Below are 18258 nucleotides of genomic sequence, written 5' to 3'. Positions count from 1 at the left end.
TGCCTATGGGACAGGAATATCTCCCCAGCAATACCCCGCAGCAGAGATTACAGGATTTGATGAAGGAATATAAAATCACGCAGGCAGAGCTTGCGTCTAAAATCGGCGTTGCGGAAAGCTCCATCAGCCGTTTTCTGAATGGAACAAAGAATAAACTGACCACCGAGCAGATCATCCGTATTGCCCGGATTTTTAATGCATCCTCGGACTTTCTGCTCTGTCTGACCAATGTGCCGGACAAGAAGAATTATGATATCTCTGAGCTGGGCCTTTCTGCCGAAGCAGCACGCAATCTCTATACGGGACGGGTGAACCCAGAAGTGGTGAGCCGCCTGCTGGAAAACCGCCGCTTTGCCCAGCTGACCAGTATGATCGCCCTGTATTTTGACGAAACGATGGCCTCCGGCTTTGCGGCGCAGAACCAAATCCTGCAATCGTTAAGTTCCATGCTGTTGATGACTGGCAAAGAACAGCCGGACATCCGGAAAGCAACTCAACAGGCGGCTCAGGCGGTCTCTCTGAACAAGATACCGGTTTTTCAAGCCGATCTGACCAATATTCAAAATCAATTTATGGCAGTTCTTCGGGAGATCAAAAAGGAAATGACTTCCGGGGAAGGGATTTCCCAGAACATGACAAAAAAGCTTACCGAGCAGATGTTCTCAGAACTGACCAAGGGACAAGACCTTCATCATCCATCGGTTTCCCCGGAGCAGCTTGCCGCCATGGTCGTGCAGCCCATATCCCAGATGGGGCTGGCAGAGGATGAATCACTGGCAGAATTAAAGCAGGCACTGCTTCACATGATGGAGAGTATGCAGCCAAAACAACGCGATGAAAACGATGACCAATGAGCGGCTTTGCACGCTGGCACAGCGAGGGGATACACAGGCGCAGGAGCAACTGATACAGAACAATCTGGGATATATCCGAAAAACTGCAAATGAACTGTATATCAGCGTGGGCCTTGGGAACAGTGAGCTGGGTATCGACCACGATGACCTGATCCAAGAGGGGAGTATCGGCTTACTTCGGGCAATCTCCCTGTATGATCCCGGCAAAAAAATAAAGTTCCTGACCTATGCGGGGCCTGCCATCCGCAACGCCATGATGGATTTGATTTCGGCTGCTTTTGCGGTCTTTGAACAGCGGATGCAGTCTGACAAAGACGGTATCCCCATGGAGAGAATCAATCTGGATGATTTGCTTCCCGGTGAACATTCCGTGCAGCGTTCCGACCTGATTGCTGACCCCTATGCGTCGGAGCCGGATAAGATTATGGAGGAAGCGGAAAACCGGAAAGAACTCTATGAAGGGTTGCGGCGCATATCAGAACGGGAGCGGGTTTATCTGCTGTACCGTTTTGGCTTTGAGGATGACATGGAGCATCCTCTGGTGGGAACTGCTCTGCACTTTCATCTCAGCGAGAGCCGTGCAAGGTCAACGGAGGCGTTGGCGCTGGATAATCTCTGGCTGGAACTGCCATGGTGGTATTAGTGCGTTTCGCTGCGGCGGGACAAGGGCTTTGATATACCTCTGCTTCCTTTTCCGGGCAGGCGGATTCTGCCCGCTGTGCAAATCTTGATTTCGTCCGTGGCCGCACAAAATCCGCCTGTCCTACTGTCGCCGAAAAGTGCCTGTCAACCGCTATCTGCCCGTACAACAGATGGCGAAGCCAGCCCCTTTCCAGCGTCAGCCGGAAGCAAAGGTATAACACACTAGACTTTCCTACGGAAAATCGTGTGCCAACAGGGATGCTGCTCGCCCCTATTGGAAACCCAGAGCCAAGGGGATTTTCCCCTTTGGATACCCTATTATTTTTGGCAGCAATGATACTCTAACCGTCAAAACGGGTTAGTTTAATCGCCGTCAAAAATATATAATCAGAAATTTTTTCTATGAATTAGCTTTTTCAGATTTACCCATAAGCAGTAGCGAAAAATACAAATCAAGAAAGAAATTGTGTAAGGGGGGAGTGCATGTGGCTTCATTAACGCATGTCTGCATGTGGTCGGATAACGGTTGGAAGCGGATTACGGCAGAACAAGCAGCCAAATTGCATCCAGGCGGAACAGTATCTGCTCACAGCGGTTTGTTTATGTGCGAACTATGTGGACAATACGTCTCTCTTACTGATGGAGCGGTCCAAACTCGCCACTTCAGACACAGCGCCTATGAAAAAAGCAAAAACTGCCCTGAACGTATATTGGGAGCTGGTTACTCAATTTCTTATGGTTCTCAGGAACATGATTTACCAATCCGCATCACAGGTGTGTCCGCAGCTTCGTTCAGATTTGAAATTGGCTTGATTCGCGCCCCAATTAGTTCTCTCACCAAAGATTTTTGTATAGAAATCAAGCCGAAAGGAGTATCGACTACACCTAATGTGTTTACAAAAGAACGGCTGAATTACGAAGGTATTACATATCTCCCCATTGGTGAAAGGCCATTTGAAAAATACACTCTCAATTTTAAAAATGGAATTGATAAACTGCGCGAATTCTGGCCAGCTGAAATTACCGGAATTGATCCAGAAGGAACCTTGTTTGAAAAGTCTTCTGGCAAGAAGCTCACATACGATGCTGATGTTGAGATTGAGAAAGAATACTATTTGCTAAAACGCGGCTATTTCTATAGGAGATCTTATAGTAGCATACGGATTCAAGAAATTGTCCAGAAACAGTTTGGTTGGGAATCCTGGACGCTTTACATAGTTTCTGCATCCGCATTTAGTGAAGAAGCTGCCCGATTCTTTCTTGATTTTCACTGCCGCCTGACAGAACACCCGGTTTCTTTGCAGCCGGTGTGGCCATTGTTTGTAGAAGGAAATTATATAGTAAAGCATAGTCAAGATAATATGTATATGCTTGTCGAAGGTAATGTAGCTACCGTCAAAACATTTCCTTCCGCAGCGGTCTGCCAGCTAAATCATAATGTCTCTTATCCCAAACTATATGAAGTCCACTGCTCAAGTAGGCAACAGTTGATATCAGCAGGACGTACTCAAGCCTTACAATATACTTACTTTTGGAAAGAACCTCTCAATGGAGTTGGATCATCTCCTGCAATCTTAGTAACCGATCTTTCTGGTTCTGAGATTGAATCTGGTGAAAGTAATACGCTGCCACACCATAAAACACTGCTCTTCAAATCAACATTTGATGGCGAACTCATAATCTCTAACAATCGTGTTGTAGATAAGCGAAAAATAGTTGCAGACAGACAGCTTGAATTGAATGGGCTATCCTACGGTGTAAGCGTTCAACTTGTCATCGGCCTTGATGTTGTCTGGGAAATCAACTTCAAAAAGCGACAGGTTAGCATCACAGACAATGAAGTCGAAATCCTGAAGCGAATTCGTAACGCATCGGGGATATTTATTCCCGCTCCTCATTCTTTGCGAAATATTTTAGCAGGTATGAGTCGTTATCCGCAGATATGTCAATGGATACGGGAATGTATCAGAGAAGGTACTATCAATGAGCAATCCTACAGGAGATTGCAGGATGCCTATCGCAGTATAAGTACAAATAAACAGGGAGATAAATTATGAACTACATCGGACTTCTTACCAAAGAAGAAAAATCAACCCTCTGCGAGATCATTACAGGTAAAGAGTTCAAAGAACTCTTCAAGAGAAACGAACAAGAATTTTCAAAAATCCAAAAAGGGTTCAGAGCCAAATCGTTGACAGAGCAACATGCGCTGTTAATTGCTATAACCCATATTGATAACCCCTTCATCGCAATGTGGGTTAATATGCGGGTAGAACACTGGCTGAAGGAAATTGAAGAAAATATAGCTAAACTTGAGGGAGAAGGCTTCTCTCATGGTGCCGCCTTAGCGACAACTATGCTTGACTCTTTCTTTGTCAATAATGTCGAGTTATATTTTAAGCTGACAGGAAACCCTTTGGATACGGACACATGCTCTAATCTTTTCGAGAGAATGGAAGATATTAAATCTGAGCGTGCAAGAAATACCGAAACATCCACTCAAATCCAGGCCATGAAAGAAGAAAATCAACGCCTGTCAAATCAAGTTGAGGAAGCCCAACATAGCATTACTGCCATAAAAACTGAGTGTGAAGAGAAAATTCAGAAAATTGAACAGGATAAAAATCAATTAGCGTCTTTGCTGGCTGAGGCACAGGCAAAGATTTCCGAATTGCAGACTGCTCCTAGTGCCTTTGCGAGCGATGATGCAGATTATCTTGCACAGTTTGATGATACAGATGCCTCCATTTTGCCTTCCGACAATGCAGATGAAATTGTTTCTCTGTGCAGTGTGGTTTCGGACTATAATGGTCAGAAATGGCTTATACGATATGCCGATTTGAACAATAACGGGCACTATTACATTTTCCACAGAAACGAAGATATCCCGCCGTACTTTACAAATAGAGATAAAATCTTCTATAAGGATGGCCCTTCTAAAGATGGGTTCTATGGTGTCTGGACTTGGTCTGCGGTTCCGAACGAAAATGATCCTTCCAAGGATTATATACTGTCCCGATACAATACAGAGTTAGATGCCATTGAACTTGTGACCTTTACACAGGCAACAAGCCTTGATGAGCTGGTTAGTCTTCTGAAAGAGGGAATCAATTACCAGCCCCACAGCCGAAGAGTCATGTTCTCTATTTGTACATCCAAAGGACAGCATACGGGTATCCTTTGTACTGCCAAAGAACTCAATACTGTTAACGAAAAAACAAATATTTCTAAAGATTGCATTGTAGTGCCGGTATATGAGTTCACTAATGCTGACGTTATACATCTGGACAATGGATTATCATTCTATGGAAACGCATTTGCTGGGCTTCCAAGCAAACTATATCATTTGAAAAGTCCACTTGATATTGTAAAAGATATCGTAATGTCTTCAATTTCCTGGGCTACATATAAAATGAGAGATGTAACTCGAGCTCAGTATAAGACCTTTAAGGACTTTATTGATGCAATTCCAGTTGATGACATCACGTGTAAAATTGGGGCCGCATGCCGCTGCTCCGATCCCGCTGCAAAAGAACTGCTGGATGAATTTCTAAGCATAGTCTGGCAATATGTCGATGGAGATAGCTTAGAAGACGAAATAATCCGCTCGGCTCTTTCTGCCAACACCGAACTTCAAGAAAAAGCGAAAGAACTTATTCGCCAGGACTGGGAAAAAGAGAATGAAAGACTCTTGACTGAAGCCCAACAAAAACTCGATCTACTTCATGAGGAGTTAATATCTGCTGCTGAGGATCTAGACAAAGCACAAGAAGCATTCAGCAAAACCAAAGTAGAAGATGAGCGTCTTTCTGGTATCATAGCTGAAAAAGAAAAACTGGCGGATGGTGTCGAAAAAGCAATTGCTGAACGAATCCAAAAAGCTCGTGAAAATGCGGCGGATTTTATTGCAAGTATGGCATTTGTTGGGGGACAACCAGTGCAGATTGTTGGAACAACAACTCCCACCTCAGTCGATGCTGCGTCTGAACTTGATATGGCTGTATATCGCACATTCCCTGAATTTGAACATCTTGATGAACTTGAAGCACATCACTCTTGGGCGGATGTTATCAACACAGCAGTATTTGAACTTGCAGAGGCAGGTGTTGCTGAACAATACAGAAGTGGCCTCGCTGCGTTTCTTTGTGCTGCTTATATTGAAAAACAGCCACTTTTACTTGTTGGTCCCAATGCAATTGATATTGCCCAAGCATTTTGCGCAGCTGTAACTGCTCATAAACATGGCGAACTCTATTGTGAAGGCGGTTGTGTTCGCCAAGCGATTGAGAAAATTGGGGCTGATGGTGAAGACATCGTAATAATTAACAACCTTCTTGCAGGTAGTTGGATGAATCGGCTTCCAGAAATACTTTTCCAAAAAGATATTTTTTATATAGCTACCCATCCATATGCAGAAGACGTTCAGGTTGAACCCAAAAGCCTGTATAGCTTCACGTTGCCACTGTTTACGGAGTTTTTGGTGGATAAAAAAGCTACTGGCAAATACTATGGCGGTTACTTCTCTGACGATTTCAAACCCTACTTGGCGGGGAAAGGCGCACGCAAAGAATTAACCATCCTTTCAAAATTGGGGCTGAGCTCGTTAGTTAGAAGCAAAATCAACAGTCTTATGGCTACCATACACAACATTTATCCCTCTACTACAACAGATGACGATTTTTTGTTTTTTATTTTTCCGATTTCCTATGCTTCAATGGCGATAAATGAACTTGCAGCGGCAATTGCAGATCCGCAGAAGAGCATCGAAATTTCTGCTAACCTCAAGCGTGATCTCCAGCATGTGTTAGGAGAAAACTGATGGATAAGTATAACGGACTTCTCTCAAAAGTATCACGACAATATCATATTCTTAGAGGAAACCAGGAAACAGCGGATGAGTGGAAAACGCGTCTTGTTTATAGCATTTGCGGCATGATGGCGTATGCTTCCCTCTGGGACGATACAGAGGAATCCATCTCTATTGGGCACCTGAGAAGAAGAATCCGCAGCATACTTGGCAGTTATAAGTCGTTGTATCCGGAACTTTTGGGAACCTTACCGCAAAATTCTGAAGAACTTGAAGAGGAGATCACAAATCAATTCTTAAGTGCAGGAGTAGTTTATCACCGCCCGAATCGAATAGTAGCATCAAAAAAACATGAAGAACACTTTGGTGGAGTTCTATTTCAAAGAGGTATTGCTTTGGATAATATCTCCTGTGTGTCTGGCATTGGATTCTATTCAAAGCAGGATGGCGGAACAAACCTCAATAATATAAAAACAATGTTTGGCCTCGAGCAAGAAAATTTACAAACATTGTGGCAAGCTACACTCTCTGCTGCTTCCTGGAAATCGAAGCCATCGTTTGAATTTGGCACAGAGTATCTTCGTCTGAAACCTCCTTTTTCCCGTGGGTATTGGGTAAATGAGCCAGACAAAACTGGTACAATTTCAATTCTTCGAACCGGAATGAAAGGTTCTCAGCTATATTATCTTTATCGCTATGTTGACGCTGTACTAGAAGTCAGTCCTCTTCCTCAGTGGCAGGTAGAAAATTATAGCTACAGAGCACTTGCATGTGCCTGTCTGTCGAACTATGGAACATTACCGCCGATAGAGTACTTTGAGGACGGAGTATTGGTTCACATCCGTATGAATTATTTGCTTCCGCCACGCGAACTGGAATTCTTAAAGTGCTATAGTTGGCCTGAGATATGTACAGCACTTCCATGTAATTTCAGACGGAAGCTCTCCGTAGAAGTTTTTGCAGCCATTAAAAATATTCTATCTGATGAGGGATATGAATTCAAAGGAGGGATAGCCTGATGCCAAATGGAGCTAATTCTGTCCATAAACAGTTGAGAACAGAACTAGAAAATTATATTAAGTCGCAGTATTTCGGAAAGTCCCCGATTCTGCTTTCGGCCCTAAACAATCATATTGATGATGAAGGATTGCTTTACCAAAGACCTTTTATTGAATCCTCTCCGGCATATGTTACAGTACAAAACGGTATTGAAACAGCATCCCTTGAGAATTGGATGAAAGAGTATTTCTTGCAGTTGGCAAAGGCTGGTATAGGAGTATTTCCTTCTCCGTTTGCTCACCAGATATCGGCGCTTGAAGCGGCAACTAAAGGAGAAAACTTGTTTGTTTCGACTGGTACTGGTTCCGGTAAAACTGAGTGCTTTATGTGGCCTCTCCTTGCAAAGATGGCAGCCGAAGCAAGGAATTCCAAGGAATCGTGGGCGAAACGAGGAGTTCGCACAATTATTATGTACCCAATGAACGCCTTGGTTTCAGACCAAGTTAGCCGCCTTAGAAGAATGATCGGAGATCCTGACAACAAGTTTATCAAAATCTTCCGGAATACCTGTGGTACTGGGGCGCGTCGTCCTCAGTTTGGAATGTATACTGGCCGAACCCCATATCCTGGAGTTCAACCCTCCACTGAACAGGACAGAAAACTGGAAAAAACTTTAGCAAGAATGTCTTTCCCACAAAGCGATTCTGAAAAAGAATTTTTCAATCACCTTCTCAAAGAGGGAAAGATACCTGCAAAGGCGGATATGAATCAGTTCCTTCAAGGGCTGCATGAGAGTAAACATATTCCAAACGATGATGATGCAGAGCTGATCACACGATTTGAAATGCAGCAATTCTGCCCGGATATTCTCATTACAAACTATTCTATGTTGGAATACATGCTATTGCGTCCCAGAGAACAAAAAATCTGGAATGATACACACGAATGGCTGGCTTCAGACAGTGAGAATAAATTATTGTTTGTTATAGATGAAGCTCATATGTACCGTGGTTCATCCGGCGGTGAAGTGGCATTATTGATTCGCAGACTGTTCCATAAACTCGGTATCAGCCGTGATCGTGTGCAATTTATACTCACTACTGCAAGTATGCCCAACAAAGACCAACAAGACGTTGATTCCGTAATGAAGTTTGCAAATGAACTTACCGCTTCCGACACAGCAACACGGTTCTGTTACTTGACGGGTGAGAGAGAAGTGATCGACGGGCAGTTGAAATATGATATTCCCGCCAAGCTCCTCTTAAACTCAGATCCTGGTCAGTTTGAAGACAGGGATGAAGTGAAACTTTCTGCGCTTTTGTCATTCTGGAGACAATTAGACGGATTTGATTCTGGTATTACATCCTTGGAATCAGTATACAACTGGATGTACGAAAATCTTGTCTATTACCGTCCGTTCCATGAGCTTATTAAGAATTGTCGCGGAAATGCAGTATCACTTGGAGAACTTTCTTCTGGTATCTTCCCGGAGCTCAATCCAGAGGATGCGCTCAAGGCGGTTAGTGTCCTTTTAGCAATTGCACCGCTTGCAAAAAACGCTAAAGGTTCTGTCCTTTTCCCTGCACGTATGCACATGCTCTTCAAAGGTATTTCGGGGGTATATGCCTGTACCAACACCAATTGTAGTTGCTCTCACTCGGAAGGCGGACTCACTTTAGGAGAAATCTACTTATCGGATGGTAATTTGATTTGTCCACATTGTGGTAGTGTTGTATACGAACTTTATAATGATCGACGTTGTGGTGCGCTGTTCTTCAAAGGTTATGTTCTTGAAGATGACTCGGGGCTTCATGGAAATGTATATCTGTGGCATTATCCCGGTCAGTTAATGGATCGCAGGATGAAAGAAATACATCTGTTCATCCCAACTGACGATTTTGAGCTTCCTGCAAAGCAGGGTAAAAATGCTATTCGCCCCTGCTATCTTGATGTTAAAAGCGGATTTATTAACTTCACAGATGACTCATCCGCTGGAAAACCTTGGATTAGAAAGCTGTACTATTGCAACTACTCTGCAAAAGGCAGACCGCAGATTATTACATTCCCCACTTGTCCGCATTGCAGGCATCAGCTTTCTACATCACAACTCACTTCGTTTAACACTCGAGGCAATCAATCTTTCTTCAACCTGATCAAAGCGCAGTTCCAACTGCAACCTGCTGTGCCAGGAAAGGATAATGATCCGGATCGGTTTCCTAACGAGGGACGTAAAGTCTTGCTGTTTTCAGACAGTCGTCAGCGAGCAGCAAAGCTAGCTCGAGATATGTCAGAGGCTTCGGACATATCTGCTGCAAGGCAATTATTTGCAATCGCCATCAAAACGATGGAAGAACAAACGGTTGAGCAGTCAATAAATTCGCTGTATGATTATTTTTGCCTTGTCGCTGGTCAGCATCATGTACAAATTTTTCATGGGCCTGAACGGATAAAATTTGCCGAAGATTGTACCGCTGCACTGAATAACTACAATCGCTGTATAAAACGAGGGCGAGAGTATGCCCCAAGATTCACGATTGCAAACGCTCCTGTTCAGATGCAGGAATATCTCTTGCGGTTGTTTGCTGGTGGCTATAACACCTTGTATGACTCGGCCACAAGCTGGATTGAACCTACAGACCAGGCTCTTTTTGATGCTGTAGATGCACTCGAAGAGAACAATGTGACGGTTACTGATGAGGAGTTTATTGACTTTTTTAATGCGTGGATACTATCAATTTGCGATATGTCTACAGCTATCGGCCATACAATTAGTGACACAATTCGGTTGAAAGTCCGCCCCAATTACGGTGGCTACGGGCTTGATAAGGATTGGGGATTCTCAAAAACTATCCGCGAGATCATGGAATGGCATGACGGGAACGAAACTGAGATGGCGTGGAAACGAGTGTTAAAGGAAGAATTTCTTGATTCGGCGCAGCCTGATAATGGGAAATTATATATTGATCTCTCTAGAGTAAAACCACGTTTTGATACTTCTCATGTATGGTACAAATGTGAACAATGCTCTGAATTGACTCCTTTTACGCTGAAAGGTAAATGTCCAAGCTGCGGATCTTCTCATATCCATGAAATGAAATCTGGTGAATACGAGGCACTTGGTTTCTGGAGAAAGCCGGTAGCTGATGCGCTTCAAGGTGAGCCGATTCATGTAATTGACACCGAGGAACATACTGCGCAGCTCTCACATAAAGACCAACGTGATGATCTTTGGAGTAAAACCGAACAATATGAATTGCGCTTCCAAGATTTAATCCAAGATGGTGAAACACCTGTTGATATCCTTAGCAGCACAACCACCATGGAAGTAGGTATTGATATTGGCTCCCTGGTCGCGGTCGGCTTGCGCAATATTCCGCCCATGCGTGAAAATTACCAGCAGCGAGCTGGTCGTGCTGGCCGACGTGGATCTAGTTTGTCTACCATTGTTACTTTCTGTGAAGATGGTCCACATGATACCTTGTACTTCAATGATCCAATTCCTATGTTCCGCGGAGACCCTCGCAAGCCTTGGATTGATATAAGAAGTGAAAAGCTCCTCCAACGTCATCTAGCTATGGTTATTCTCCAAGAATTTCTTTCGGAAAACCACATGAGCCTTGATACAGTTACAGCAGCCGTTTTCCTAAACGACTTTCTTGACAACTTTAAGAGTTATCTTGCTTCTTATAATGCAAATAAAGACAAGCTCCTTCTACCAGTCGGAATACCATTTCACTATTCAGTGTTTGAGGATGAGCTGAAAAAATCTTTCGATACACTGAAAGAAAAATGTCAGACACACCCCGAACTTTTTGGAGTAGAAGAAGGAGCTAAGGAAGGTGAGGCGAAGATTCTTCTAGATGCTCTCTATGAAGAAGGAATCATCCCAACATATTCTTTCCCAAAGAATGTCGTAAGTACTTACATACCAGATACATCCGGAAAGATTCTTTATGAGGTTGATCGTGGCCTGGATGTAGCTATTGGCGAATATGCCCCTGGTAGAGCAATTGTTGTTGATAAACAAACCTATCAGATTGGTGGATTCTACTATCCCGGAAGCGAGCGTCGCCATGGTCAATCGCTGACTCCGGCACGTGCTTATACAGAAGACCCAAATTATGTGAAGGAGATAATCTCTTGTCCTGAGTGTGGTTGGTTCGGCTTGAGGGAAGAGAAAACCAAACGTTGCCCGTTTTGTGGGAATAGTGATCTGAAGATTACCCGTGAAATGATGCGCCCCTGGGGGTTTGCGCCAAGAAACGCTGAATCCATACCAGACGTTCAGCTGTCAGAAGAATACACTGCTGTACAGCAGCCTCTTTATTCAACTCTACCCGAGGCTGAAGAAATGAAACTTGCCCCAGGCTGTAAAAACATACGGATCGCTTCACGAACAAACCAACGCATTATCATGCTGAACAAAGGAACAGATGACAAGGGTTTTATGGTCTGCAAGGACTGTGGAGCTGCTATGCCTGGTGATGACATTTCTGTTCTAAACGATATTAACAGACCGTACAAGTCGAAGTATACTCGAGGTAAATGCCGCCACAGCAACTATTTTAATGTGAATCTTGGCTATGACTTTATAACTGATATGTTAGTTCTCGAATTCACAATTGACGATAGGATCATTGATGTCAGAAGAAACGACAATCCATGGCTTAATCGAGCTGCGCAATCCCTAGCTGAAGCGCTGCGACTTGTGGCAAGCAAAAAGCTTGATGTTGAATTTACCGAACTTGTTACTGGTTATCGTCTTAGAACTGGTCCTGAAGCCTCTTATGTTGATATTTATCTTTATGACAGCCTGTCAAGTGGCGCCGGGTATGCTGTCAGCGTAGCTGATGCGATTGCTGAATTGCTCGCCGATATGAAGGAACTTTTAAGTTCTTGCAATTGCGGATCTGCGTGCTCCAAATGTCTAAAGCATTACAGGAATCAATATGTACATGGTATGCTTGATCGTTTTGCTGCGCTTCAACTTCTTGAATGGGGTGTTGATGGGATAAATGCGCTGCCAATCAAGCCAGAGACACAGATAGAGATGATAATGCCTTTGGTAAATATCCTTAAGCAATCTGGTTGCGAGATTACTTCTGATGGTGAAATCATTGCAACTGGACGAAGAAATACAAAAAGGGTTGTTGTATACCCCGCAATGTGGGTTGAACCGCAAGCTACCGGTACCATTTTTGTAAGTGACGCTTATATCAAGTACGCTAAGCCGTATGCCGTACAAAAGATTCTTGACAGCATTCAATAAAATAGGCTGATTACATGCCAAAATAATAAGCGCAGCTCACCAATTATTATTGATTGGTGGGCTGCGCTATATTTTTTCTTGGAGTAAAGGGTAATTGTGTCTACATCTCAAATCATTTGAAAATGCTTTAGTGCATCCATAATTGCCGCTTCTTTTTCCGGCGGACACTGTGGCACTTTCGCGTCTTCTTTCTTTGACAGATTATAATTCTGTCCCACATCTAGCCCGCACTTCCGCTTGACCTGGGAGATATACAGGCTGGACACCTTCAGACCGTGCTTTTCCAACACATAGGCTTTGATCTCATCATAGGTGGCCTTGCTCTCCGCAGCGGTCAAATCCAGTTCGTCCAGATTCAACTCCACCTCGATATGCTGCTTGGCATTGAGTTTGGACAAAAGCACTACCGTCTCCACATGGACGGTGCGGGGGAAGAGGTCCACGACGGTGGCGGTGTCCAGCTGATAGCCCAGGGCGGCGAACCGCTTCACGTCCCGGCCCAGGGTGGCCGGATCGCAGGACACGTACACCACTCGGCTGGGAGCCATCTGGGCGATGGTGGCCACCACGTCCTCCGCCAGACCCTTCCGGGGCGGGTCCACGCAGATCACGTCGGGGCGCACCCCCTCCCGGTCCAGCTGCCGGGCGGCCTCGCCGGCGTCGGCGCACAGGAACCGGGCGTTGGTGATGCCGCTGCGGCGGGCGTTTTGGATGGCGTCATCCACCGCCTGGGGCACCACCTCGGCGCCCCACACCATGCGAGCCTTCCGGGCCATCACCAGGGAAATGGTGCCGATGCCGCAGTACAGGTCCAGCACGGTCTCCTTGCCGGTGAGCCCGGCCAGCTCCACCGCCTTGCCGTAGAGTACCTCGGTCTGGTCGGGGTTGACCTGGTAGAAGGAGGGGACGGACAGGCGGAAGTCGGAGCCGCACAGGGTGTCGGACAGAAAATCCTGGCCCCACAGGGTGCGGTAGGAGTCCCCCAGGATCACGTTGGAGTGGCTTTTGTTCACCCCCAGCACGATGCCCACCAGTCCCGGCTCGACGGCGCGGAGGGCGTGGACCAGCTCGGTCTCCCGGGGTACCCCTACCCCGTTAACCAGCAGGCAGCACAGGCTCTCCCCCCGGCGGTTGGTGCGCACATACACGTGGCGTACCAGGCCCGAGCGGGCCTTCTCGTTGTAGGCGGGGATGGAATATTCCATCATCCAGTCCTTCACCGCTCCCCGGAGGCGGGAGGCCGCCTCGCTCTGGAGCAGGCAGTCCTTTACGTCCACCACCTTGTGGGTGCGGGCCTGATAGAAGCCGATGCGGGGGCCGGGAGCGGCGGGGAACTGGGCCTTGTTGCGGTAGCGGTCAGGCCGGGCGGCACCCAGGATCTCGGTAACATGGATGTCCGCGCCTCCCAGACGACGGAGGCAGTCCTCCACCCGGGTGCGCTTAGCCTCCAGCTCCTCGGCGTAGGTGATGTGCCGGAAGGCGCAGCCGCCGCACCGGTCGTAGTAGGGGCAGTCGGGGGGGATTCGGGCGGGAGAGGGCTCGGTGATCTCCTTCACCACGCCCCACAGGGCGGAGCGGCCCACGTGGGTGAGCCGCACCTGGCACAGCTCGCCCCGGACGCCGCCTTGGACGAACACCACCATGCCGTCCAGACGGGCCACGCCGGCGCCGTCGCTGCTGTAGCCCTCGATGCGCAGGGGATACGTATGACCTTCCAGCGGTTTACTGGGCTGCATACATGCTCACGTCCTTCAGTGTGTCATAAGGGAGGGTGACCTCCACGGGGGAGTGGAGGTTGTTCAGGGTGTTGCCCTGGATCCAGAAGGTATAGCCCTCGGAGGACAGGCAGAACTGCTCCGGCTGATAAGCGGCGGACACCTGGGCCCAGGTATAGCCGCCGGCGGAGATCTCCGAGGAGGCCAGGAAGGCGTTCACCACCCGCTCACGTACGGCCTGAGCGTCGGTGAAGAAGTCGGTAAAGGTCAGCTTGATGCCGGTCTGGGGGTCGAAGTTCTCGGCCAGCTCAAACACGGTGGGATAGGCCGCCCCGCTGTTGATGTACCAGGTGCGGCGGATGCTGATGACCTGATCGGTGGAGAGGAGCACCTTGTAGCTCATCTCCTCGGTGACGGGAGTAAAGGAGAAGCCGGCGCTCTTGGACACGTCGTAGTCGGCAACCACCTGCTCGTAGTTCTCCTCGGCGCTCTCCATGCGGCTGGCGCCGTCCTCCTTATACCAATCGTTGATGACGGTGCCGGCGGGGCAGGCATCGGTGTTCTGCACCATAGGCAGGGTGTAGCGCACGCTCATGACCTGGGTGCCGTCACCGGCGGTGTAGGTCTGGGTAAAGACCTGCTCGCCCCACTCAGGCGGCTCGGCGGGGAGCGCGGGCGTAGGCGTAGGGGTAGGTTCCGGGGTGGGGGTAGCCGTGGGTGTGGCCGCAGCGGTGGGAGAGGGTGTAACCTCCGGAGCCGGTCCGCTGCAGGCGGCCAGAAAAACGGCCAGAACCAGGGCGATGGCCCCGGTCAGAATGGTCTGCTTTCTCATGGTAACCTCCATATGTGCTGTGGGCGGACAGGCCGCCCGGGGTATGGGATGATTCCAACATTTTAACACCGGTACCCCCCTGGAGTAAATGGTAAAAGCCATTTTGTAAGCATTTGAAACTATTTGGCCCATCAGGCCGCGCCGCTGAGCACGGCGGCCAGCACCCCCATGCAGGGCAGGGTGAGAATGGACAACAGGGTGGTGAAGGTGACCAGCTGGGCGCTGGTGGCCACGTCCTGATTGTAGCGCTGGGCGAACATGGCGGTGATGCTGGCGGTGGGTACGGCTACCAGCAGCACCAGAGTGCAGTACAGGTCGGGCTCGGGGTGGATGGGATAGAGCACCAGAGCGGTGAGCAGGGGCATGGCGATGAGCTTCAGCAGGGCGGCGGCCAGGATGGAGCGGTTGCGGAATACCGCCTTCCAGTCGGCGGAGGCCATCTGGGCGCCAATGATGACCATGGCCAGAGGGGTGTTCATGCTGCCCAGGAAGCTGACGGCGTTGCCCACCATGGGGGGCAGGGTGATGCCGCACAGGAAGAGGACCATGGCGGTGATGGTGCCGATGATGCCGGGGTTGAGGACGGCCTGCTTCAGGGAGACCTGCTTGCGGCCGCCCATGAGCACCACGCCCTGGCTCCAGTTGTAAATGTTGAATATGATCAGGTTGATGACGCCGTACACCATGGCGTGGTCCCCCAGCACCATCTGCACCAGGGGCAGACCCATGAAGCCCACGTTGCCGTACAGCACGCCGAAGCGGAGGGCCTTGCCGGTGGCAGGGGGCTGCCGCCGGAACAGGGGCATGGACAGCAGGCAGTAGAGCAGATAGAGGACGGCCACCAACAGAGAGGTGTAGCCCATGGCCCCCAGCAGGGCGGGGGTGCGCTCGATCTGCAGGGAGTCTACCAGCATGCAGGGGAGCACCGCGTTGAGCAGCAGGTTGGTCAGCTGGGGGATGGATGCCGGGGTCAGCTTGCCCAGCTTGGCCAGAACGAAGCCCACTGCCATCATGATAAACATCGTCCCCACCTGGGAGGACACCATCAACAGATATTGGACCATAACAAACAATTCCTTCTTTTCCCTCAATGAAAATCCGCTCCATTCTATCACCAAACCCGGGCGGAAGCAAGCCGACACAACGGTTTTGGACAAAAAGAGGGAGAGATACTGGGTGGGAGATCAGCCCAAAAGCGATGATTGACAGCAGGGATGACAGGGAGTATGATGGTGTCAAATCCATACAGAAAGCGAGGTGCTTCATGATGAGAAATAGCAGAGAGAATCGGACATCTGAATATCTTGTGAAGGCCTCGGTTGCAGGATAATCGTTTTTAACAGATTTCGTTTGCCGTGGTTCATCAACCACGGCTTTTTTGCGTTTTGATGCAATCGTCTGTTCTTCCATAGATATTCATACAAAATCGACTGTCAATCCAGTCAGGACAATTTATGGAGGAATTTATGATTCAACTCAGAAAAATTACAGAAGAAAACTTTATCGACGCATTTCAGCTGAAACTGGCGCCCGGACAGGAGCGTTTTGTCTCCCATCCCATCCGCAGTCTTGCACAGGCCTATGTCTACCGGGAGCAATGCCAGCCGTTTGGCATTTATGCAGGGGATACCATGGTTGGCTATGTCATGGTGATTTATGATTACGATATCCCTGAATATGATATCTGGCATATGATGGTGGATGAAGCGTACCAGGGACGGGGCTATGGCGGCGCTGCATTGGACCAGGTACTTGACTTTATCCGGGCGAAACCTTTTGGCACCTCCAACCGGGTGACCCTGACCTGCAACAAAGAGAATGTGGGGGCACTGCATTTGTATCAAAGCAAAGGCTTTACAGAGACCGGAGCAGCAGACGAAGATGAAATCGAGCTGACGCTCCATTTATCGGAGGGATAACCAAGCAAGCCAACAGCGGCCCTCATCCGTTTCGGGCAAAACAAGACCGGCAGCCTGTGAAGCAGGCTGCCGGTCTTGTTCATTGATACTTTTTGCCCACCCGGTAGAAGGGGATGAACAATCCGCCCAGGGTGAGGACCAGAATCACCCACAGCTGGACCATCTCCCACAGGGTGGGGCAGAGCAGCCCCAGAACCAGGGACAGCAGGGGCAGCCCGGCCATAATGGCGCAGGACCACACCCGGCCCGCCGTGACGATGTGGGGCCAGTTGCGATTATTAAAGGTGAGGCCGGGCATATTCATGCGGAAGGGTCCGTCCAACACCATGCTGATGGCCCGCTGGTCGTAGATCTCCGGCAGGGTGAGCCGGGTGAAGAAGCAGAACCAGGCCCCGAAGATGGCCCCCAGCAGGACAGGGGTCGGCAGCACCTCTGGGAGGCCCGTCCAGGTCCAGTTGGCCCACAGCCCCAGCAGACCGATCATCAGGGACAGGCTGTACCACAGGGGCCAGCGCCCCTTCTCTTTCCAGGCCCGCTTGGGCTTGCCCCCGGCGTAGCGGATGGCGGTCTTGACCACATCCTCCACCGCCTCCGGCTCCATGGGCTTCTCCTGCCGCTGGCAGAGGAGCAGCTCGGTCACCGTTACCCCCAGCAGCTCGGCCAGGGGGATGAGCAGGGCGGTGTCCGGGATGCTGGCCCCCGTCTCCCACTTGCTCACCGCCTTGTCGGTGATGTGGAGCCGGGCGGCCAGCTCCTTCTGGGTATAGCCCCTCTCCTTCCGGAGCTGGGCCACAAAGGCCCCAAAGGCGCGCTTGTCCATGTCGTACACAGGGATCACCTCTCCCCTTCAGCATAGCCCATGGGCGGGAATTTGGCAACCGAACGGTGGTAGAGTGTACGGATTTACCGTTATTAAAAAAGCGGCCGCCCGAAGGCGACCGCTTTTTATGCTTGGATTTAGTTCTCGATAAACCGCATGAGGATGGTGGCAACCTCGGCACGGGTAGCGGTGCCCTGGGGATTCAGCGCGCCCGCGCCGTTGCCGGTGATGACGCCCTCACCGGTGGCCCAGATCATGGCGTTCAACGCCCAGTCGCTGACAGCCGCGCCGTCGGGATAACCGGACAGGTCGCTCTCCACCACGGGGCTGCCGGCGTAGCGCCACAGCATGGTGACCAGCTGCTCACGGGTCAGGTTGGCCTCCAGGTTGGTGCCGTCGGA

At 49.1% G+C, this 18258-nt stretch carries 12 protein-coding genes; 7 read left to right on the top strand and 5 right to left on the bottom strand.

The genetic code is table 11. The features are described from left to right. Window positions 1–5 precede the first annotated feature (5 nt). The 6 genes from J9789_RS15005 (at window position 6) to J9789_RS14980 (ending at window position 12571) form a co-directional block, all read left to right on the top strand. The gene (locus tag J9789_RS15005) at window positions 6–854 is read left to right on the top strand and encodes a helix-turn-helix transcriptional regulator (protein WP_209346502.1); all 849 of its coding nucleotides are present in this window, start codon (window positions 6–8) and stop codon (window positions 852–854) included. Next, on the top strand, window positions 844–1497 hold the full coding sequence (locus tag J9789_RS15000) for a sigma-70 family RNA polymerase sigma factor (protein ID WP_245185319.1): 654 nt from the start codon (window positions 844–846) through the stop codon (window positions 1495–1497). Before J9789_RS15005 ends, J9789_RS15000 begins: the two co-directional genes overlap by 11 nt. Window positions 1498–1981: 484 nt before the next feature. Beyond that, entirely contained in the window at window positions 1982–3553 is a 1572-nt protein-coding gene (locus J9789_RS14995) for a hypothetical protein (RefSeq protein ID WP_209346500.1), read from the top strand. Further along, entirely contained in the window at window positions 3550–6315 is a 2766-nt protein-coding gene (locus J9789_RS14990) for a hypothetical protein (RefSeq protein WP_209346499.1), read from the top strand. The genes J9789_RS14995 and J9789_RS14990 overlap by 4 nt, the downstream gene beginning before the upstream one ends. Beyond that, a complete protein-coding gene (locus J9789_RS14985; RefSeq protein WP_209346498.1) occupies window positions 6315–7322 on the top strand; it encodes a hypothetical protein in 1008 nt (335 codons plus the stop codon). Before J9789_RS14990 ends, J9789_RS14985 begins: the two co-directional genes overlap by 1 nt. Then, window positions 7322–12571, top strand: a complete 5250-nt coding sequence (locus tag J9789_RS14980; protein WP_209346497.1) for a DEAD/DEAH box helicase — start codon at window positions 7322–7324, stop codon at window positions 12569–12571. Before J9789_RS14985 ends, J9789_RS14980 begins: the two co-directional genes overlap by 1 nt. A 107-nt stretch (window positions 12572–12678) precedes the next feature. Here J9789_RS14980 and rlmD read toward each other — a convergent pair whose 3' ends face one another. The 3 genes from rlmD to J9789_RS14965 all read right to left on the bottom strand — a co-directional run bounded on the left by rlmD (window position 12679) and on the right by J9789_RS14965 (window position 16182). Next, window positions 12679–14307 (bottom strand): 23S rRNA (uracil(1939)-C(5))-methyltransferase RlmD, encoded by a 1629-nt coding sequence (rlmD, locus tag J9789_RS14975; RefSeq protein ID WP_209346496.1) that lies wholly within the window; start codon window positions 14305–14307, stop codon window positions 12679–12681. Beyond that, entirely contained in the window at window positions 14294–15118 is an 825-nt protein-coding gene (locus J9789_RS14970; RefSeq protein ID WP_209346495.1) for a hypothetical protein, read from the bottom strand. Before J9789_RS14970 ends, rlmD begins: the two co-directional genes overlap by 14 nt. A gap of 131 nt (window positions 15119–15249) precedes the next feature. Continuing rightward, the gene (locus J9789_RS14965; protein ID WP_209346494.1) at window positions 15250–16182 is read right to left on the bottom strand and encodes an AEC family transporter; all 933 of its coding nucleotides are present in this window, start codon (window positions 16180–16182) and stop codon (window positions 15250–15252) included. Window positions 16183–16584: 402 nt separating this feature from the next. On the opposite strand from J9789_RS14965, the gene J9789_RS14960 reads away from it, so the two are divergent. After that, window positions 16585–17037, top strand: a complete 453-nt coding sequence (locus J9789_RS14960; protein ID WP_209346493.1) for a GNAT family N-acetyltransferase — start codon at window positions 16585–16587, stop codon at window positions 17035–17037. A 79-nt stretch (window positions 17038–17116) separates the two neighbouring features. On the opposite strand, the gene J9789_RS14955 is transcribed toward J9789_RS14960, so the two are convergent. Further along, a complete protein-coding gene (locus J9789_RS14955) occupies window positions 17117–17857 on the bottom strand; it encodes a helix-turn-helix transcriptional regulator (protein ID WP_245185322.1) in 741 nt (246 codons plus the stop codon). Between the two features lie 137 nt (window positions 17858–17994). Then, on the bottom strand, window positions 17995–18258 hold a 264-nt coding region (locus tag J9789_RS14950), incomplete at its 5' end, for an S-layer homology domain-containing protein (protein ID WP_209346491.1).

Origin of the sequence: Flavonifractor sp. AGMB03687 (assembly GCF_017811815.1) — a bacterium.
GTDB lineage: Bacteria > Bacillota > Clostridia > Oscillospirales > Oscillospiraceae > Flavonifractor.
This window is presented reverse-complemented; position numbering and strand designations above follow the sequence as displayed.